General features: G+C 62.4%; 18 protein-coding genes and 1 tRNA gene. 15 read left to right on the top strand and 4 right to left on the bottom strand.

Annotated features, from left to right (window positions below):
* The first annotated feature begins 80 nt into the window (after window positions 1-80).
* The 12 genes from JG746_RS21225 to rpoC all read left to right on the top strand — a co-directional run bounded on the left by JG746_RS21225 (window position 81) and on the right by rpoC (window position 15518).
* Window positions 81-1733, top strand: coding sequence for a COG3904 family protein (locus tag JG746_RS21225; protein ID WP_202354528.1), 1653 nt, complete (start codon window positions 81-83; stop codon window positions 1731-1733).
* A gap of 99 nt (window positions 1734-1832) precedes the next feature.
* Window positions 1833-2315, top strand: coding sequence for a group II truncated hemoglobin (locus JG746_RS21220; RefSeq protein WP_202354527.1), 483 nt, complete (start codon window positions 1833-1835; stop codon window positions 2313-2315).
* Between the two features lie 28 nt (window positions 2316-2343).
* On the top strand, window positions 2344-2895 hold the full coding sequence (locus JG746_RS21215; protein WP_202354526.1) for a putative glycolipid-binding domain-containing protein: 552 nt from the start codon (window positions 2344-2346) through the stop codon (window positions 2893-2895).
* Between the two features lie 82 nt (window positions 2896-2977).
* Window positions 2978-3053: transfer RNA gene (locus JG746_RS21210), tRNA-Trp, on the top strand.
* A 361-nt stretch (window positions 3054-3414) separates the two neighbouring features.
* Window positions 3415-3618 (top strand): preprotein translocase subunit SecE, encoded by a 204-nt coding sequence (secE, locus tag JG746_RS21205; RefSeq protein WP_010909260.1) that lies wholly within the window; start codon window positions 3415-3417, stop codon window positions 3616-3618.
* A 29-nt stretch (window positions 3619-3647) separates the two neighbouring features.
* Window positions 3648-4175, top strand: a complete 528-nt coding sequence (nusG, locus tag JG746_RS21200; RefSeq protein ID WP_010909261.1) for a transcription termination/antitermination protein NusG — start codon at window positions 3648-3650, stop codon at window positions 4173-4175.
* 171 nt (window positions 4176-4346) lie between these two features.
* Window positions 4347-4775, top strand: coding sequence for a 50S ribosomal protein L11 (rplK, locus tag JG746_RS21195; RefSeq protein ID WP_010909262.1), 429 nt, complete (start codon window positions 4347-4349; stop codon window positions 4773-4775).
* A gap of 4 nt (window positions 4776-4779) precedes the next feature.
* Window positions 4780-5478 carry a 50S ribosomal protein L1 gene (gene rplA / locus JG746_RS21190; protein WP_010909263.1) on the top strand — a complete coding sequence of 233 codons (699 nt, stop codon included), beginning with the start codon at window positions 4780-4782 and terminating at the stop codon, window positions 5476-5478.
* Window positions 5479-5852: 374 nt separating this feature from the next.
* Complete coding sequence (gene rplJ, locus JG746_RS21185; RefSeq protein ID WP_019857958.1) at window positions 5853-6371, top strand: 50S ribosomal protein L10; 519 nt, start codon at window positions 5853-5855, stop codon at window positions 6369-6371.
* A 54-nt stretch (window positions 6372-6425) separates the two neighbouring features.
* Window positions 6426-6803 carry a 50S ribosomal protein L7/L12 gene (gene rplL, locus JG746_RS21180; protein WP_010909265.1) on the top strand — a complete coding sequence of 126 codons (378 nt, stop codon included), beginning with the start codon at window positions 6426-6428 and terminating at the stop codon, window positions 6801-6803.
* Window positions 6804-7054: 251 nt separating this feature from the next.
* Window positions 7055-11191 carry a DNA-directed RNA polymerase subunit beta gene (gene rpoB / locus JG746_RS21175; RefSeq protein WP_202354525.1) on the top strand — a complete coding sequence of 1379 codons (4137 nt, stop codon included), beginning with the start codon at window positions 7055-7057 and terminating at the stop codon, window positions 11189-11191.
* A gap of 130 nt (window positions 11192-11321) precedes the next feature.
* Window positions 11322-15518, top strand: coding sequence for a DNA-directed RNA polymerase subunit beta' (gene rpoC, locus JG746_RS21170; protein ID WP_202354524.1), 4197 nt, complete (start codon window positions 11322-11324; stop codon window positions 15516-15518).
* A gap of 120 nt (window positions 15519-15638) precedes the next feature.
* On the opposite strand, the gene JG746_RS21165 is transcribed toward rpoC, so the two are convergent.
* The gene (locus tag JG746_RS21165) at window positions 15639-15851 is read right to left on the bottom strand and encodes a helix-turn-helix domain-containing protein (RefSeq protein WP_202354523.1); all 213 of its coding nucleotides are present in this window, start codon (window positions 15849-15851) and stop codon (window positions 15639-15641) included.
* A 13-nt stretch (window positions 15852-15864) separates the two neighbouring features.
* The gene (locus JG746_RS21160; protein ID WP_202354522.1) at window positions 15865-16443 is read right to left on the bottom strand and encodes a DUF2975 domain-containing protein; all 579 of its coding nucleotides are present in this window, start codon (window positions 16441-16443) and stop codon (window positions 15865-15867) included.
* 96 nt (window positions 16444-16539) lie between these two features.
* Between JG746_RS21160 and JG746_RS21155 the strand changes: the two genes are divergently transcribed.
* Window positions 16540-16941: a chlorophyllide reductase gene (locus tag JG746_RS21155; RefSeq protein WP_202354521.1), complete on the top strand. Its 402-nt coding sequence runs from the start codon at window positions 16540-16542 to the stop codon at window positions 16939-16941.
* Window positions 16942-17157: 216 nt separating this feature from the next.
* A complete protein-coding gene (locus tag JG746_RS21150; protein ID WP_202354520.1) occupies window positions 17158-17823 on the top strand; it encodes an O-methyltransferase in 666 nt (221 codons plus the stop codon).
* A 338-nt stretch (window positions 17824-18161) separates the two neighbouring features.
* Here JG746_RS21150 and JG746_RS21145 read toward each other — a convergent pair whose 3' ends face one another.
* Window positions 18162-19097, bottom strand: coding sequence for a Gfo/Idh/MocA family protein (locus tag JG746_RS21145; RefSeq protein WP_202354519.1), 936 nt, complete (start codon window positions 19095-19097; stop codon window positions 18162-18164).
* A gap of 111 nt (window positions 19098-19208) precedes the next feature.
* On the bottom strand, window positions 19209-19490 hold the full coding sequence (locus JG746_RS21140; RefSeq protein ID WP_096445651.1) for a transcriptional regulator: 282 nt from the start codon (window positions 19488-19490) through the stop codon (window positions 19209-19211).
* A gap of 492 nt (window positions 19491-19982) precedes the next feature.
* Between JG746_RS21140 and rpsL the strand changes: the two genes are divergently transcribed.
* Complete coding sequence (gene rpsL, locus JG746_RS21135) at window positions 19983-20354, top strand: 30S ribosomal protein S12 (RefSeq protein WP_006333356.1); 372 nt, start codon at window positions 19983-19985, stop codon at window positions 20352-20354.
* Window positions 20355-20379: the final 25 nt, after the last annotated feature.

Below are 20379 nucleotides of genomic sequence, written 5' to 3'. Positions count from 1 at the left end.
GGATCTGCGCCTCCTCAAAGCTGTTGCAAGGGCCATCGTGCCAACTAGTATAGGTTGTACTGAGGGAGCTTGGCGAAAGAGTGGTTCCAGGGCGCTGGTTCGAGGCATGGTGGTTGCGGGCACTGGCCCGTCTCACGCTGTTGGTCGCCTTGGTCCTGCCTGTCGCGGCGGTGCGGGCGCAGGAGCAGTCGCTGGACATCCCGCCGATGCGCTTCGTAGTGGTTCGCAGCAATGCACCGGGATGCGAACCCAATTGTCCGGAATGGATATCGGCTGAAGGCACGATCGCGGCAGGCACGCCGTTGCTTTTCAAGCGCACGCTCAAGACGCTCGGGAGACGGCAACTACCCGTCGTCGTCAACTCGCCCGGCGGCAATGTCGATGCCGCACTCGCACTTGGCAGGATGATCCGCAAGAACAAGCTCGATATCGCCGTCGGCGTGACGGTTTTTTCCGGCTGCCAGCCGGAGGCGAAGAATTGCAGCGACAACAAGGGCAAGGGTGCCGACTATCTCGGCATGGCTTTTGACGACGGGGCCATGTGCAATTCCGCCTGTCCGCTGATGTTCTCCGGCGGTGTCCGCCGCGTGGTCGGAGATTTCGCCTATCTCGGCGTCCACCAGATCACCACGACCTACAAGCGCGAGAAACTGCTCTACCGGACCACATATCGGATCGTGAAGGGCAAGAAGAAGGTCATCAGCACCAAGGTCGTCAGCCGCAAGAACGCGGGCAGCTACAAGACCTACGAGATGAGCAAGGCGGTCGAGAAGACGCTATCGGCCTATCTCAGGGAAATGGGGATAGGCGACGGCGTGCTGGACATGATGAAGGCCACGCCGGCCAGCGACATCCGCCAGATCGCGCTCGACGATATGCTGACGATGAAGTTGGTGACCAGCCGCGACGCGGTCGATCTGTTGACCTCCGTGAGCCTGTGCGCACCGCAACAGCCGGCCGCGAATTGCCGGGAGATTCCTGCCAACGATGCGACGCCATCGGCCGCCGCGACCGGCAAGTCCAGGGACGTCGCACCGGTTGGACCGGAAACCGCCAAGGCCGGTGCGGAGATGCGCTTTGTCGTCGTGCGCGGCAGCAATCCGCTGTGCAATCCCGACTGTCCGGAATGGATATCGGCAGAAGGCGTGATTTCGACCCAGACGCCGCAGAAGTTGCGCCAATTGCTCGCCACCCTTGGCAACCGGCGCCTGCCTGTCGTGATCAGCTCACGGGGAGGGGAGCTGTCCGGCGCCCTGGCGGCGGGTCGGATCATCCGCGAAAGGAAGCTCGACGTCGCCGTGGGCCGCACCGATTTCGTCGATTGCGATCCGGGAGCCTGGAATTGCCTGGCCAAGGAAGGCGCCTATGCCGGATTGAGCATCGATGCGGGCGTGGAGTGCGATTCGGCCTGCGCGCTGATGCTCGCCGGCGGCGTAAGAAGGCTTGTTGGTCCGCAGGCGCGGCTCAGCCTGTATCCGATGGGACAGAAGCAGGTGGTCAAGGCGTATATCGAGGAGATGGCGATCGGTCCCGCTCTGTTCGAGGCGATCGCGGGGCGCTCGGCCGAGCGCCAGCTCGAACCGGACATCATGCTGAAGGCGGGACTGACAACGGGACCGCAATCGGTCGACGCTCTGACCGGCGCCACCATTTGCAAGGCGGTTCCCAGGCCCGACAATTGCCGCGGCCTGCCGCCCGCCAATGCGGCGGCCGACGCGCCGGCAAGGCTGTAGTGCGCGGCTTCGGAAGCTGGCCATCGAGGCAGGTTGAGCTGCCTTCGATCTTTCCGCTATCGTCGCGCCGGTGGCACAGGGGCTGGCGGAGGATCGACAATGAGCCGGGACGTTCCGACACTCTACGAATGGGCCGGCGGCAGCGACGCCCTGAACCGGCTGACGCAGACATTTTACGACAAGGTGGCAAAGGATCCGGTCGTCGGGCCGGTGTTCAAGGCGATGTCGCCGGATCATCCCGCCCATGTCGCGGCCTTCATCGGCGAGGTCTTTGGCGGACCGAAGACCTACAGCGAGAAATTCGGCGGCCACCGCGAGATGGTCATGCATCATCTGGGCAAGCATTTGACGGAAGAGCAGCGCCGCCGCTGGATCAACCTGCTTGCCGACGCGGCCGATGAGGTCGGCTTGCCGGACGATCCCGAATTCCGTTCGGCTTTCATGGGCTATGTCGAATGGGGATCGCGATTGGCCAAGATGAACTCCAACCTCGGCGAGACCTGCGATCCCGATACCGAGCCGATGCCGGCCTGGGGCTGGGGCGTGCCCGGCGGGCCATACACGCCGCCGGAAACAAAGTAGCTTCCAGCTACCTCGGAGTGCAGTACGGATGTCGGAAGATTTCAAGATCGTGCGCTGGCGCGAGTGGGACGGCCCCGGTATCGAGCATCTGGAACTGCGCGAGCGCGCGGGCGAGATCCTGGCCGACTCCGTCGTCGTCTGCTCCGGTCAAAGCCCTTTTGCCGTCCGCTACCGCATAGAATGCGACGCGCACTGGCGCGCCAGGCGTGTCACGGTCGACATGATCGGCTCTGGCCGGACGCTGATTCTTGCCGCCGACGGCGATGGCAACTGGACCCGGGACGGAGTGCCGATGCCTGAACTGGAGGGCGCGATCGATCCAGACCTCACCGTCACGCCGTTCACCAACACGTTGCCGATCCGGCGTTTGCGGCTTTCCGCCGGGCAGAGTGCTGAGATCACCACCGCCTTCATCGAATTCCCGGCCCTGACGGTCGTCAGCAACCCGCAGCGCTACACATGCCTCGTGGAGGGCAGGCGATATCTCTATGAATCGCGCGCCGGCGACTTCAGGCGCGAAGTCGAGATCGACCGCGATGGGCTGGTCGTCACCTATCCCGATTTCTGGCAAAGGGGATGAAGGCGTGTTTGCGTGCAAACCACTCTTTACAGCGGGCGCGGAAGCTTTTAGGAAGCCCCTGCTGCGCCGAGGCGCGCACGATACGGGCATAGCTCAGTTGGTAGAGCGGCGGTCTCCAAAACCGCAGGTCGTAGGTTCGAGCCCTGCTGCCCGTGCCATTTCCAAAATGGCCATCAGTCACGATATTTTGTGGACTGCCTTTGAAAATCGGCGACACGCTTGCCATATTAGGCCGATTGGGGCATAAGGGCGCCATAGCCGGGACGGAACGACTGGATGGTTCCGAGGCGGCGTTTGGTCATAAAGCGGACACTTGCCACTTGCGTGGATCAAGAATCGGTTTTATGTAGACAGAACAGACACGCGACGCGTGGAGCTGGGAAGCCGGCTTTACGCGTCTGATTTGCATGGGCGAAATGATTGCGCTGATTCGGCGCGAGACTGGGCTCAGGCGGCACGTCCCGGCCAGCGGGATCATCCAGGGGGCCCGGCCAACGGGTCTTGAAGACAGAGCGGCATATGGCTTCGAAAACCACAAATCCTTTCGTCTTTCTCCAGCAGGTTCGCTCGGAGACCGCCAAGGTGACTTGGCCGTCGCGGCGCGAAACGATGATCTCGACGGTGATGGTTCTGGCCTTCGCTGTGATTGCGATGATCTTTTTCTTTAGCGCCGATCAGTTGATGGGCCTCGCGATCGAACAGATTCTGGGCATTGGACGCTAAGTCCGGCGACTACGGAGAAGTCTAAAAAAATGGCTGCGCGCTGGTACATCGTCCACGCTTATTCGAACTTTGAAAAGAAGGTCGCCGAGGACATCGAGAACAAGGCCAAGCAGAAGGGCCTGTCCGCCGATATCGAGCAGATCGTGGTGCCGACCGAGAAGGTCGTCGAGGTTCGTCGTGGCCGCAAGGTCGACGCCGAGCGCAAGTTCTTCCCGGGCTACGTGCTCCTGAAGGCCAATTTGACCGATGCCGTGTTCTCGCTGGTGAAGAACACGCCGAAGGTTACCGGCTTTCTCGGTGACTCCAAGCCGGTGCCGATCACCGAGGCCGAAGCGCAGCGCATCCTGAATCAGGTGCAGGAAGGCGTCGAGCGCCCGAAGCCCTCGGTCACTTTCGAGATCGGCGAGGCGATCCGCGTCTCGGATGGTCCTTTCGCGTCGTTCAACGGTTTCGTCCAGGAAGTGGACGAGGAGCGGGCGCGGCTCAAGGTGGAAGTTTCGATCTTCGGGCGCGCCGTGCCTGTCGATCTGGAATTCGGACAGGTCGAAAAAGGCTGATCCGAAATCCCTGATGCCGGTTGGCGATCAGGGGAGGCGGTGCGGAAACGCATGGCCTGAGAGCGGTGGGAGGCGAATGTGGCTTTAGCCGGCCGCGCGAACCGCACCACCAGACTGCAACCGCCGGTGTTTCCCAAGATGGGGCCGGCATAGACAAAGGCAGGAAAAGAGATGGCTAAGAAAATTGCAGGCCAGCTCAAGCTTCAGGTCTCCGCGGGTTCGGCTACGCCGTCGCCCCCGATCGGCCCGGCGCTTGGTCAGCGTGGCATCAACATCATGGAGTTCTGCAAGGCGTTCAACGCGCAGACCCAGGAAATGGAAAAGGGATCGCCGGTTCCGGTCGTCATCACCTACTATCAGGACAAGTCGTTCACCTTCGTCATGAAGACGCCGCCGGTGAGCTATTTCCTGAAGAAGGCCGCGAACCTGAAGTCGGGCTCGAAGGAGCCGGGCAAGGTCAAGGCTGGCACCGTTTCGCGCGACAAGGTGCGCGAAATCGCGACCGCCAAGATGAAGGATCTGAACGCAAACGACGTCGAGGCGGCCATGCGCATGGTCGAGGGCTCCGCCCGCTCGATGGGTCTGGAAGTGGTGGGCTGAGATCATGGCAAAGATTGCAAAGCGTGTATCGAAGACCCGCGAAGGCATCGATCCCAACAAGGCTTATGCCCTGGGTGAAGCGCTGAAGCTGCTCAAGGACCGTTCCTCGGTCAAGTTCGACGAGACCGTCGAAGTCGCCATGAACCTCGGCGTCGACCCGCGCCATGCCGACCAGATGGTCCGCGGCGTGGTCAACCTGCCGAACGGCACCGGCCGCTCGGTTCGCGTCGCCGTGTTCGCCCGTGGCGACAAGGCCGAGGAAGCCAAGGCCGCCGGCGCCGACATCGTCGGTGCTGAGGACCTGGTCGACATCGTCCAGAAGGGCACGATCGATTTCGATCGCTGCATCGCCACGCCGGACATGATGCCGCTGGTCGGCCGTCTCGGTAAGGTGCTCGGCCCGCGCGGCATGATGCCGAACCCGAAGGTCGGCACCGTCACCACCGACGTTGCCGCCGCCGTCAAGGCATCCAAGGGCGGCGCGGTCGAGTTCCGCGTCGAGAAGGCCGGCATCGTTCACGCCGGCGTCGGCAAGGTTTCGTTCGACGTCAAGGCGCTGGAAGAGAACATCCGCGCCTTCGCCGATGCGGTGACCAAGGCAAAGCCGGCTGGCGCCAAGGGCAACTACGTCAAGAAGGTGTCGGTCACCTCGACGATGGGCCCGGGCCTCAAGCTCGACGTCTCGACGCTCGCGGCGTCCTGATTAAGACCATTTGGGTCGGCCGCTGAATGGCCGATCCGTGACTGAATTCCGGGCCTCGGATTTATCCTGGGCCCGGTGCCGGAAGTCGAAAGGCTTCCGGACATCCTGTCCGAGATTGCAGGCGGCCCCAAAGCCTTAATTCATGTGGGCCTGCATGAGACGGGTGAAGACCTGACAACGGAGCGAATGCTCCAATGAAAGGTTCGAACCGTGTTTGCCTTTTGTCTGCGCATCGTTGGCTTGCTGGCGGTGTGGCGAAAGGGGGCAGGATCCTCGAGCGTCGTTCGGGAGATCCGTTACTGGATGGCCCGGCCGGCAAAAGGCAACCCGACGCCTGTCCTACTAGTGGGGCAGGGGTCAACTGGAGATAGGCAGTGGACAGAGCGGAAAAACGCGAACTCGTCACGGGCCTGAACGAAGCGTTCGGAAACGCAGGTTCAGTGGTCGTGGCCCACTATGCCGGAATCACCGTCGCGCAAATGAACGACCTTCGGTCGAAAATGCGCGCCGCCGGTGGCACCGTTAAAGTCGCGAAGAACCGTCTCGCCAAAATCGCTCTTCAGGGCACGGACTCCGCATCGATCATCGACCTGTTCAAGGGACAGACGCTGATTGCTTATTCGGAGGATCCGATTGCGGCGCCGAAGGTCGCGTCCGATTTCGCCAAGGGGAATGACAAGCTCGTCATTCTCGGCGGCGCAATGGGCACCACCTCGCTCAATGCCGACGGTGTGAAGGCACTCGCCACACTTCCGTCGCTCGATGAGCTGCGCGCCAGGCTGGTTGGCATGATCGCCACGCCGGCAACCCGGATCGCCCAGATCGTCAATGCGCCAGCGGCCTCGGTCGCGCGCGTCATCGGCGCTTACGCCCGGAAGGACGAGGCGGCATGAGGCCGTTCCTCGCTATCAAAAACACACGTTCGAACCTAACGAAGGAATACAACAATGGCTGATCTCGCAAAGATCGTAGACGACCTTTCGAAGCTGACCGTCCTCGAGGCGGCCGAGCTGTCGAAGCTTCTGGAAGAAAAGTGGGGCGTTTCGGCTGCTGCTCCGGTGGCGGTTGCCGCTGCTGGCGGCGCTGCCGCTGCTGCTGCTCCGGCCGAGGAAAAGACGGAATTCGACGTCGTCCTCACCGACGCTGGCGCTCAGAAGATCAACGTCATCAAGGAAGTCCGCGCCATCACCGGTCTTGGCCTCAAGGAAGCCAAGGACCTGGTCGAAGCGGCTCCGAAGCCGGTCAAGGAAGGCGTTTCCAAGGCCGACGCCGACAAGTTCAAGGCCCAGCTGGAAGCAGCCGGCGCCAAGGTCGACCTGAAGTAAGCGTAAAAGCGGCGGGCGGCCTCGCGCCGTCCGCCACTCCCTTCGGCTCGAAGGGAGGACGCGTAGCGCGAGATGTACAAGAACCTCTTTCCTGAGGGCCGCAACCGGCCTTCAGGAAACGGGTTTTCTCCCGTTTTAGCCGGCCGCCGAAAGGCGGACGGAGAACAGACAGAGAGCCGCCGCCCAGGCGGCTCGGTATGCAAGGCGGACCGCGGCGAGGTCCGTCCCGAGTTTAGAGCTAAGGAGCGACGATGGCCCAGACCCAGACTTTCAATGGCCGCAGACGCGTACGCAAGTTCTTCGGAAAGATTCCGGAAGTTGCGGAGATGCCGAACCTGATCGAGGTTCAGAAGGCATCCTATGACCAGTTCCTGATGGTGGACGAGCCCAAGGGCGGCCGTCCGGACGAGGGACTGCAGGCTGTTTTCAAGTCGGTCTTCCCGATCTCCGATTTTTCCGGCTCCTCGATGCTGGAGTTCGTGAAGTACGAGTTCGAAGGACCGAAATTCGACGTTGACGAATGCCGTCAGCGCGACCTGACTTATGCCGCGCCGCTGAAGGTGACGCTGCGCCTCATCGTGTTCGATATCGACGAGGATACCGGCGCCAAGTCGATCAAGGACATCAAGGAGCAGGACGTCTACATGGGCGACATGCCGCTCATGACCTTGAACGGCACCTTCATCGTCAACGGCACCGAGCGCGTCATCGTCTCGCAGATGCACCGTTCGCCGGGCGTCTTCTTCGATCACGACAAGGGCAAGTCGCACTCGTCGGGCAAGCTTCTGTTTGCCGCGCGCGTCATCCCCTATCGCGGCTCGTGGCTCGACATTGAGTTCGATTCCAAGGACGTCGTGCACGCCCGCATCGACCGCCGCCGCAAGATTCCGGTGACGTCGCTGCTGATGGCGCTCGGCATGGATGGCGAGGAGATCCTGTCGACCTTCTACAACAAGATCACCTATGTCCGCGCCGGCGACCACTGGCGCATTCCGTTCAACGTCGAGCGTTTCCGCGGCCTCAAGGCCGTCGGCGACCTGGTCGACGCCGATACGGGCGAGATCGTTGTCGAAGCCGGCAAGAAGATCACTGCCCGCCAGGCGCGCCAGCTCGGTGAAAAGGGCCTGAAGGCTATCAAGGCGACCGACGAGGATCTGCTCGGCAACTACCTGGCCGAGGACATCGTCAACTACGCCACCGGCGAGATCTTCCTCGAAGCCGGCGACGAGATCGATGAAAAGACGCTCAAGGTGCTGCTTGGTACCGGCGAGCAGGAGATCAAGGTTCTCGACATCGACCACGTCAATGTCGGCGCCTATATCCGCAACACGCTCAACGTCGACAAGAACGAGAGCCGCCAGGACGCGCTGTTCGACATCTATCGTGTCATGCGCCCCGGCGAGCCGCCGACGCTCGAGACCGCCGAAGCCATGTTCAACTCGCTGTTCTTCGACAGCGAGCGCTACGATCTGTCGGCTGTCGGCCGCGTCAAGATGAACATGCGCCTTGAGCTCAAGGCCGAGGACACCGTGCGCGTGCTGCGCAAGGAAGACATCCTGGCCGTGGTCAAGACGCTGGTCGAACTGCGCGACGGCAAGGGCGAGATCGACGACATCGACAATCTCGGCAACCGCCGCGTGCGCTCCGTCGGCGAGCTGATGGAGAACCAGTACCGCGTCGGCCTGCTGCGCATGGAGCGCGCGATCAAGGAGCGTATGTCCTCGATCGAGATCGACACGGTCATGCCGCAGGACCTGATCAACGCCAAGCCGGCGGCCGCCGCCGTGCGCGAGTTCTTCGGTTCCTCGCAGCTGTCGCAGTTCATGGACCAGACCAACCCGCTGTCGGAGATCACCCACAAGCGTCGTCTTTCGGCGCTTGGACCGGGCGGTCTGACCCGCGAGCGCGCCGGCTTCGAAGTGCGCGACGTGCACCCGACGCACTACGGCCGTATCTGCCCGATCGAGACGCCGGAAGGCCCGAATATCGGTCTGATCAACTCGCTGGCCACCTTCGCGCGCGTCAACAAGTACGGCTTCATCGAGAGCCCGTACCGCAAGATCGTCGACGGCAAGCTGACCAATGACGTCGTCTATCTCTCGGCGATGGAAGAAGCCAAGCACCATGTCGCGCAGGCCAACGCCGAGCTCGACAAGAATGGCGGCTTCGTCGACGAGTTCGTCATTTGCCGCAGTGCCGGCGAAGTGATGATGGCGCCGCGCGAAAACGTCGACCTGATGGACGTGTCGCCCAAGCAGATGGTGTCGGTGGCCGCGGCCCTGATCCCGTTCCTGGAAAACGACGACGCCAACCGCGCTCTGATGGGCTCGAACATGCAGCGTCAGGCCGTGCCGCTGGTGCGCGCCGAGGCGCCGTTTGTCGGCACCGGCATGGAGCCGATCGTCGCTCGTGACTCGGGCGCCGCCATCGGCGCCCGCCGCGGCGGCATTGTCGACCAGGTGGACGCGACGCGTATCGTTATCCGTGCGACGGAAGATCTCGATCCGGGCAAGTCCGGCGTCGACATCTACCGGCTGATGAAGTTCCAGCGTTCGAACCAGAACACCTGCATCAACCAGCGTCCGCTGGTGCGCATGGGTGACCGGGTCAACAAGGGCGACATCATCGCCGACGGTCCGTCGACCGAGCTCGGTGATCTGGCGCTTGGCCGCAACGTGCTGGTCGCGTTCATGCCGTGGAACGGCTACAACTACGAGGACTCGATCCTCTTGTCCGAGCGCATCGTCGCCGACGACGTCTTCACCTCGATCCACATCGAGGAGTTCGAGGTCATGGCGCGCGATACCAAACTCGGTCCGGAGGAAATCACGCGCGACATTCCGAACGTTTCGGAAGAGGCGCTGAAGAACCTCGACGAAGCCGGCATCGTCTATATCGGTGCGGAAGTGCAGCCGGGCGACATCCTGGTCGGCAAGATCACGCCGAAGGGCGAAAGCCCGATGACGCCGGAAGAGAAGCTTCTGCGCGCCATCTTCGGCGAAAAGGCTTCCGACGTGCGCGACACTTCGATGCGCATGCCTCCGGGCACTTTCGGCACCGTCGTCGAGGTGCGCGTGTTCAATCGCCACGGTGTGGAGAAGGACGAGCGCGCCATGGCGATCGAGCGCGAGGAGATCGAACGCCTCGCCAAGGACCGCGACGACGAGCAGGCCATTCTGGACCGCAACGTCTACGCGCGTCTTTCCGACGTGCTCGTCGGCAAGGAAGCGATCGCTGGACCGAAGGGCTTCAAGAAGGGCTCGACGCTGTCCAAGGACACGCTCGACGAGTATCCGCGTTCGCAGTGGTGGCAGTTCGCCGTGGAGAACGAAAAGCTCCAGAGCGAACTGGAAGCCCTGCGTGGCCAGTACGACGACTCCAAGAAGGCGCTCGAACAGCGCTTCATGGACAAGGTCGAGAAGGTGCAGCGCGGCGACGAAATGCCTCCGGGCGTCATGAAGATGGTCAAGGTCTTCGTGGCGGTGAAGCGCAAGATGCAGCCGGGCGACAAGATGGCCGGCCGTCACGGCAACAAGGGTGTCGTGTCGCGCATCGTTCCGGTCGAGGACATGCCTTTCCTCGAGGACGGCACGCATGCCGATATCGTGCTCAACCCGCTGGGTGTGCCGAGCCGCATGAATGTCGGCCAGATCCTGGAAACGCATCTGGGCTGGGCATGTGCGGGCATGGGCAAGAAGATCGGCGAGCTGATCGACACGTACAAGGCGGCCGGTGACATCAAGCCCCTGCGCAAGACGCTGGAAAGCTTCATGCCGGCCAATGACCGCAACGAGCCGATCCGCGAGTATGACGACGAGAGCATTGTTCGCCTCAGCGAGCAGATGCGCCGCGGCGTCTCGATCGCGACCCCGGTGTTCGACGGTGCGCACGAGGCTGACATCAACATCATGCTGGAGCAGGCGGGCCTGCACACCAGCGGTCAGTCGCAGCTGTATGACGGACGCACGGGCGAGCCGTTCGATCGCAAGGTGACGATGGGCTATATCTACATGCTCAAGCTTCACCACCTGGTGGACGACAAGATCCACGCGCGTTCGATCGGTCCGTACTCGCTCGTCACCCAGCAGCCGCTGGGCGGCAAGGCGCAGTTCGGCGGCCAGCGCTTCGGCGAAATGGAGGTCTGGGCTCTGGAAGCCTATGGCGCCGCCTACACGCTGCAGGAAATGCTGACGGTGAAGTCGGACGACGTCGCCGGCCGCACCAAGGTCTACGAGGCGATCGTGCGTGGCGACGACACGTTCGAGGCCGGCATCCCGGAGAGCTTCAACGTGCTCGTCAAGGAAATGCGGTCTCTCGGCCTCAATGTCGAGCTGGAGAACACCAAGCTCGACGACAACCCTGTCCGGCTGCCCGACGCGGCCGAGTAAAGGTTACGGCGCGCCGCACGACGTTGCGGCGCGCCAGACGAATTCGACGGCCAATGGCCGACAAAGACGGCGGGCGTTTGGTCCGCGTTAGATGCAAGGGGTTTTCGAGGACCCCGAAAAGGAGAACGGCATGAACCAAGAGGTCATGAATCTCTTCAATCCGCAGGCGCCTGCGCAGGTGTTCGATTCCATCCGGATCTCACTGGCCAGCCCTGAGAAGATTCTGTCCTGGTCGTTCGGCGAGATCAAGAAGCCGGAGACCATCAACTACCGCACCTTCAAGCCGGAGCGTGACGGTCTGTTCTGCGCGCGCATTTTTGGCCCGATCAAGGACTATGAGTGCCTGTGCGGCAAGTACAAGCGCATGAAGTACAAGGGCGTCATCTGCGAGAAGTGCGGCGTCGAAGTCACGCTGTCGCGCGTCCGCCGCGAGCGCATGGGCCATATCGAGCTCGCCGCTCCCGTCGCCCACATCTGGTTCCTGAAGTCGCTGCCCTCGCGCATCGGCACGCTGCTCGACATGACCCTGAAGGACATCGAGCGCGTCCTCTACTTCGAGAACTACATCGTCACCGAGCCTGGCCTCACCGCGCTGAAGGAGCACCAGCTGCTCAGCGAGGAAGAGTACATGATCGCCGTCGACGAGTATGGCGAGGATTCCTTCACCGCCATGATCGGCGCCGAGGCCATTCATGACCTTCTGGCCGGCATGGACCTGGAGAAGATCGCCGGCGACCTGCGTTCGGAACTGGCTTCGACCACGTCCGAGCTGAAGCAGAAGAAGTATCTGAAGCGGCTCAAGGTCGTCGAGAACTTCATGGAATCCGGCAACCGTCCCGAATGGATGATCATGAAGGTGGTCCCGGTCATTCCGCCGGACCTGCGCCCGCTGGTTCCCCTGGATGGTGGACGTTTCGCGACGTCCGACCTGAACGATCTCTATCGCCGCGTCATCAACCGCAACAACCGTCTGAAGCGGCTGATCGAACTGCGCGCTCCCGGCATCATCGTGCGCAATGAAAAGCGCATGCTGCAGGAAGCCGTCGACGCATTGTTCGACAACGGCCGCCGCGGCCGCGTTATCACCGGCGCCAACAAGCGTCCGCTGAAGTCGCTGTCCGACATGCTGAAGGGCAAGCAGGGCCGGTTCCGCCAGAACCTGCTCGGCAAGCGCGTCGACTATTCCGGCCGTTCGGTCATCGTGACCGGTCCGGAGCTCAAGCTGCACCAGTGTGGCCTGCCGAAGAAGATGGCGCTCGAGCTGTTCAAGCCCTTCATCTACGCCCGTCTCGACGCCAAGGGTTACTCCTCGACCGTCAAGCAGGCCAAGAAGCTGGTCGAGAAGGAGCGTCCGGAAGTCTGGGATATTCTCGACGAGGTCATCCGCGAGCACCCGGTTCTGCTGAACCGCGCGCCGACGCTGCACCGCCTCGGCATCCAGGCGTTCGAGCCGATCCTGATCGAAGGCAAGGCGATCCAGCTGCATCCGCTGGTCTGCACGGCCTTCAACGCCGACTTCGACGGTGACCAGATGGCGGTCCACGTGCCGCTGTCGCTGGAAGCGCAGCTTGAAGCCCGCGTGCTGATGATGTCGACCAACAACATCCTGCACCCGGCTTCCGGCGCGCCGATCATCGTGCCGTCGCAGGACATGGTTCTGGGTCTCTACTATCTCTCGATCGTCAACCAGAACGAGCCGGGCGAGGGCATGGTGTTTGCCGACATGGGCGAACTCCAGCACGCGCTCGAGACCAAGGCGGTGACCCTGCACGCCAAGATCAAGGGCCGCTTCCGCACGGTCGACGCCGAAGGCAAGGTCGTGTCGAAGATCCACGACACCACGCCTGGCCGCATGATCATCGGCGAGCTTCTGCCGAAGAACGTCAACGTGCCTTACGAGACCGCCAACCAGGAGATGACCAAGAAGAACATCTCCAAGATGATCGACACCGTCTACCGCCACTGCGGTCAGAAGGAGACGGTCATTTTCTGCGACCGCATCATGGCGCTCGGCTTCGCTCATGCCTGCCGTGCCGGCATTTCGTTCGGCAAGGACGACATGCTGATCCCGGACAGCAAGATCAAGCTGGTCTCCGACACCGAGGCTTTGGCCAAGGAATACGAGCAGCAGTACAATGACGGCCTGATCACGCAGGGCGAGAAGTACAACAAGGTCGTCGACGCCTGGGCCAAGTGCTCGGAAAAGGTCGCCGACGAAATGATGGCCCGCATCAAGGCGGTCGAGTTCGAGGACAATGGCCGTCAGAAGCCGATGAACTCGATCTACATGATGTCGCACTCCGGTGCGCGTGGCTCGCCCACCCAGATGCGCCAGCTCGCCGGCATGCGCGGCCTGATGGCGAAGCCCTCGGGTGAAATCATCGAGACGCCGATCATCTCGAACTTCAAGGAAGGCCTGACCGTGCTCGAGTACTTCAACTCGACCCACGGCGCCCGCAAGGGTCTGGCCGACACCGCCTTGAAGACGGCGAACTCGGGTTACCTCACCCGTCGTCTGGTCGACGTGGCGCAGGACTGCATCGTCAACTCCGTGGATTGCGGCACCGACAAGGGCCTCACCATGCAGCCGATCGTCGATGCCGGTCAGGTCGTCGCTTCGGTCGGCCAGCGCGTTCTGGGCCGCACCGCGCTCGACGACATCAACCATCCGGTGACCGGCGACCTGCTGGTCAAGGCCGGAACGCTGATGGACGAGCGTGACGTGGAGCAGATCGAAAAGGCCGGCGTCCAGTCGGTCCGCATTCGCTCGGCACTGACCTGCGAGGTCAGGGTCGGCGTGTGCGCGGTCTGCTACGGACGCGATCTGGCGCGCGGCACCCCCGTCAACCAGGGTGAAGCGGTCGGCGTCATCGCGGCGCAGTCGATCGGCGAGCCGGGCACCCAGCTCACCATGCGTACCTTCCACATGGGTGGTACCGCGCAGGTGGTGGATAGCTCGTTCCTTGAAGCCTCCTATGAGGGCAAGGTCGAGATCCGCAACCGCAACGTGGTGCGCAACTCCGACGGCCAGCAGATGGTCATGGGCCGCAACATGGCGGTGCTGATCCTCGACGAAGCCGGCAAGGAGCGCGCCACGCACCGTGTCACCTATGGTTCGCGTATCTTCGTGGACGATGGCGACAAGGTGAAGCGCGGCCAGCGTATCGCCGAGTGGGATCCCTACACCCGCCCGATCCTCACCGAAATCGAGGGCAGGGTGGCGTTCGAGGATCTGGTCGACGGCATCTCCGTTCAGGAAACGGCCGACGAGTCGACCGGCATCACCAAGCGTGAGGTCATCGACTGGCGTTCGACGCCGCGCGGCAACGATCTGAAGCCGGCGATCGTCGTTCAGGACGCCAAGGGCAAGGTCGGCAAGCTGTCGAAGGGTGGCGATGCCCGCTTCCTGCTCTCGGTCGAGGCCATTCTTTCGGTCGAGCCGGGTGCGCAGGTTCGTCCCGGCGACGTGCTGGCGCGTATCCCGATGGAAAGCGCCAAGACCAAGGACATCACCGGCGGTCTGCCGCGTGTTGCCGAACTGTTCGAGGCACGTCGTCCGAAGGATCACGCCATCATCGCCGAGATCGATGGCACGATCCGCTTCGGCCGCGACTACAAGAACAAGCGCCGCATCATCATCGAGCCGCATGACTCGACGCTGGAGCCGGTCGAATACCTGATCCCGAAGGGCAAGCCGTTCCATCTCCAGGACGGCGACGTCATCGAGAAGGGCGACTACATCCTCGACGGCAATCCGGCGCCGCACGACATCCTGGCGATCAAGGGCGTGGAGGCACTTGCTTCCTACCTCGTCAACGAGATCCAGGAAGTCTACCGCCTGCAGGGCGTGTCGATCAACGACAAGCACATCGAGGTGATCGTTCGCCAGATGCTGCAGAAGGTCGAGATCACCACGCAGGGCGACTCGACCTACATTCCAGGCGACCACGTCGACGTGATCGAGCTGGAAGAGGTCAATGAGCGCCTGATCGAGGACGGCAAGAAGCCGGCCGAAGGTCAGCCGGTGCTGCTCGGCATCACCAAGGCCTCGCTGCAGACGCCGTCCTTCATCTCGGCCGCCTCCTTCCAGGAGACGACCCGAGTGCTGACGGAAGCCGCGGTTGCCGGCAAGACCGACATGCTGCAGGGCTTGAAGGAAAACGTCATCGTCGGCCGGCTGATCCCGGCCGGTACGGGCGGCACGATGAGCCAGATCCGGCGCATCGCCACCTCGCGCGACGAACTGATCATCGACGAGCGCCGCAAGGCCTCCGGTGTGGAAGTCGCCGAGCCGATGCTGGCCGATCTGACAACCGCCGCGCAGTAAGCGCGGCGGGAGCAATTCCAGGAAAAGTGTAAACGGTTTTCCGTCCGGAATTGCGCGAGAAAAAGTAAAAATCTCAGGCAACTGGGCCGTCGGGGAAACCTGGCGGCCTTTTTGTTTGTTCTATTCAGATGGTTTCTCGAAGCGAAGCAGGTCGCCCGGCTCGCAGTCGAGGTATTCGCAGATGCGTTCCAGCGTGTCGAACCGGATACCTTTGACCTTTCCCTGTTTGAGAAGGGAAAGGTTGGCTTCGGTGATGCCGACAAATTCGGCGAGGTCCTTCGACTTCACGTTTCGTTCGGCGAGGACGACGTTGAGCCTGACCCTTATGGGCATAAGCTGGTCCTCCTCACACGAACTGGGCATTTTCGTCGGCGAGCGCGGATGCTTCCGATATTACCCAGGTGATCACCGCGACGATGGCCGCCGTCAGCAAGGCCAGCAGCGTGTCGCTGTCGAGACCAAGTGTCAGGCGGTGTTGGCCGGCAGGTGCATCCAGGCTCAGGAGAACGGACAGCGCCGCTCCCGAAACCGGTTTCAGCAAGGCGGAGGCCAGCAGGCCAAGGCCAAAGGACCGCAAATTCCTGATTGCGTTCTCTCCGAAGAAGTCTCCGGTCGCAAAGGCCTGGAAGGCGCCCCGGGCCGCCATCAGCGCGAAAACGAGACAGGCAAGCGGCACGAACGAGATCGCGAACGCGGCCAGCCTGCGGCCGAGGCCGAATTCGCTGAGCCATGCCTGCGGGATATTGGCATCCGCCGCGATCGAGCCGGCGGAGGTGGTGAGCCAGTAGAACAGCAGACAGAGCGTCAGCAGGATCGCCAGGACGACAAAGCATCGTGCCAGCACCAGGCTGAACAGGCGGATGCGCCTCAGCCTTGTCTGGCGAACCGGGTCGGGGGTTGGAGCCGTGATGGCGGGTTCAATCATGATCGTCTCGGTTCGCAAAAAAAATTATTGTTTTACAATAATAGTTTTATGCATAATGGTAAGCGTTGTCAACGTCCAACATGACAGGAGCTACCAATGCCTTCCTTCAAACGCCAGAACACCCTTGCCGCCATCGGGTTCATGACGGCGCTCGTGGCGCCTTTTTCAGCTCACGCTCTGCCGTCGACGGCAACAGGCCGGATATCGGTGGGGCAGGTGATGGAGATGATCGAAAAGGCCGATACCAGCCCGATCGCCAGGCAGACGCTTGTCGCCTATGTCGCCGGGGTTGGTGAAGCCGCCGGCGCAATTGTCGATACGATCGGCAACGGCTCGCGCACCATGTCCTGCCGGAAGTCGTTCAGCCTGGATACCGGCTCGGTGCGCGCGGCCCTCGAAGCCGGTGCACCCCGTCAGGACAGCTGGCCGCAAACGCCGGCAACCCCACTGATCGTTGCCGACATGGTCAAACGCGCCGGCTGCAAGGCAAAGGATTGATCCAAGCCGGACCGGGACTGCGGTCGACAGCGCTTCATTGACCGGGTTCGAAGCCGTCGGCGCAAGCCGGCGGCCTTTTTCATTTACGACGACCTGTCACGGTTGATAGGCTCATTCGGAGCCCGGATTTCGGACCGACAAGATCAGGCGCTTCCTCACGACAAGCCTCAGGCGGCCCCGTAGCGTGATTTGGCGATCGAAGGATCGGAAAAAACGATGAGCAAGAAAACCTGGGCTGCTGTCGACGACTACATCGTTGAGGCCCTGTTCGAAGCAGATCCCGCCCTCGACGCTGTTCTGGCCGCCAACCGTGACCAAGGCTTGCCACCGATCGACGTCTCGCCGGCGCAGGGCAAGCTGCTTTCGCTTCTGCTGCGCATCAAAGGCGCGAAAAAGGTTCTCGAAATCGGCACGCTGGGCGGCTATTCGACGATCTGGATGGCGCGAGCGTTGCCTGCGGACGGCAAGATCGTGACGCTTGAACTCGACCCGCATCATGCCAGCGTCGCGCGGTCGAATTTCGAACAGGCAGGGGTGTCGGAACGGGTGGAACTGCGGGTCGGGCCGGCGCTACAGTCGCTTGCCGCGCTAGGCACCGAGAATGCCGGGCCGTTCGATCTCATCTTCATCGACGCCGACAAGCCGAACAATCCGAACTATCTGTCATGGGCCATGCGGCTCTCAAGGCCGGGAACAGTGATCATCTGCGACAACGTCATCCGCGACGGCGCGGTGATCGACGGCGGTGGCCATGACGCCAATGTTGTCGGCGCCCGGGCGGCGTTCTCGTTCATCGGCGGCGACAAGCGCCTGGACGGCACCGCTATCCAGACCGTCGGCGCCAAGGGTTATGACGGCTTTGCCATTGCGATCGTCGAGTGAGCATCACACGGTGATTGCCTGAATGACGCTGATGTCGGACCAACTCGGTCATGCTCACTTGTCATCGGCAGTTCGTTTGACGGCCGGCTTGCCCCAATCCGTCGCTGCTGCGCAGCGCCACCTTCCCCCTCCGGAGGGAAAGGAAGGAGCGTTTCTGGAGGAGCGTTGACGGCAGAAAGCCTGGCGCTTTCCTCTACCCCGTTGACCGGGGGGCCGAAGGGCGGGCGAGACCCGTGGCTCGCCCCGGCAGGTGGCTCGGCGTAGCCGAGAGGGAGTGGGGGGCGACCTGGCACGAGCGTGCGCTCCAGCCAGATCCGCGATCCCGTCGCGGGCACAATTCAGTCGAAAAACGCTTCGACCACGTTGCGCCTGCCGAGCATGAAGGCGTCGGCGACATGCTGCAGCGGCGCCAGATCGACATCCGATGTGCCGGCGCGCACGATCTCGGCGAAACGCCTGTAGAGCATCGGGTATTCCGCCTCCGGCTCCTCATGGACGACACGGCCGTCGATGGCGAGCTTCGAGCCGCCGCCGGAAAGCACCATCTTGCCCGCATCCGTGTCGGCCAGGATGTCCCAGCTTTGCGGGCCGGTCTGCAGCCAGTCGAGGTCCATCGTCACCGGCAATCCGTTCGAGGTGCGGAAGGCGACTTGCGCCGCGACCGGGGCGGCGCGGTTTTCGGGAAAGTCGAGCGCGGCCGAGGTGATGAACATCGCCGGCAGGATGTGGGTTGCGATCGACAGCGCGTTGATGCCGGGATCGAAGACGCCGAAGCCGCCCGGCGCCCAGATCCACTCTTGGTTCGGATGCCAGCGGCGCACATCTTCCTTCCATATGATCGCCGCCGAGCGAAGGCGGGCCGATGCGAGAAAGCTGCGCGCAGCCTCCACCGCCGGCGCATAGCGCGAGTGCCAGCTGGCGAACAGGCAGACGCCGTTCTTCGCGGCCAGCACCTTCAGGTCCGCGACTTCGCTGACCGTGGCGCCCGGGGGCTTTTCCAGGAAGACGTGCTTCTTGGCCTCGAGCGCGGTGCGCGCGGCATCGTAGCGGAATTGCGGCGGCATGCAGAGCGAGACAGCCTCAAGCTCCGGCACCGCGTCGAGCATCGCCTCGATAGTGGGGAAGTTCGGGATGCCGTCGACCTTGCCATGCCGGCTGGCGGCGGCGATGAGTCGATAGTTCTGGTCCTTGGCCAGCGCCGGGAGGTGCTGGTCGCGGACGATCTTGCCGACGCCGACGATGCCGATCTTGATGGGGTTGTTGTTCGAGGACATGAGGGCTCCGGATGGGAAGGACAGGTTTTCCTAGATGCGAAAAGGCAGCCGGGCAAGGTGTGGTCATGGAGCGGCGGTCCGGCCCGCGTCGGCCGCGTCCTGACCTGATTCTCAGATCGGTACGTCGAAGGTGACGATCGACACTTCGCCTTCGAGCGCGCCCTGATAGGCCGACAGATGCGGCTCGTCGTCGGGCACACCGTCCATATCGCCGATCTGATCGAGTTCGGCCTCGGCATAACCTTCCGCCGCGAGCGATTCGAGGGCACGGCGCACCGCCGAATCGTCATCGGGAGCGACCAGCATGACATGCACGCCTTCTACCTTGCCGCCTTTGCGCTTCCACACCCGGCCGGTGATGATGGTGACCGGGCGTTCTTCATTGTCGTTCACGGGCTGATTCCTTCTGGGAAAGGACGGGCGAGGGGATTTTGACTGTTCTGCCGGCCTTTTCGCATGAAGCGGGGCCGTGCGACAGCCAAAAGCCATTCACTTTGCCAAAGCCTTGGCACTTTCTTCTCCGCCCTTGCAAAATGGCGAAAGAAAATTACCTGCGGTTTTCGCATGGCTGCCAAGCCCCGGCTTCAATGCAATATTTGGCACTGCGGGGTTGACGGTTCGCGGGCTTACGAGTAGAAGCCGGCCAGTCAGAACCGATGTGAGGCTCTCCTTTCCGAAGCGACACGCTTTGGAGTTTGCTTCAAACAGGGTTCGTTTTACGAGCGAAAAGACATTTCCGGCGTGCACGAAGCGGCTTCCGCTTCCTCTGCCATTTGTTCGGGCAAGACCGCGAGGCGCGGTTTGTTGCCCGAATTTGCGTATGGAAATGACGCTTTGAGCGGCCCTGACCGGGCGAGACACGGAATTGAGAGACAAGAGGGTTTAATGCCTACCGTCAACCAGCTGATCCGCAAGCCGCGCATTGCGCCGGTGAAGCGCAACAAGGTCCCGGCCATGCAGCAGAACCCGCAGAAGCGGGGCGTCTGCACGCGCGTCTACACGACGACGCCGAAGAAGCCGAACTCGGCGCTGCGCAAGGTGGCCAAGATCCGCCTGACCAATGGTTTTGAAGTGATCGGTTACATCCCCGGCGAAGGTCACAACCTTCAGGAACACTCCGTGGTCATGATCCGCGGCGGCCGCGTCAAGGATCTTCCGGGCGTTCGCTACCACATCATCCGCGGCGTGCTCGACACGCAGGGCGTGAAGAACCGCAAGCAGCGCCGTTCGAAGTACGGCGCCAAGCGTCCGAAGTAAGATTTTCCGGCCCTGGCGCTGCTTG

The sequence above is a fragment of the Mesorhizobium sp. 113-3-3 genome, assembly GCF_016756495.1.
Classification (GTDB): domain Bacteria; phylum Pseudomonadota; class Alphaproteobacteria; order Rhizobiales; family Rhizobiaceae; genus Mesorhizobium.
This window is presented reverse-complemented; position numbering and strand designations above follow the sequence as displayed.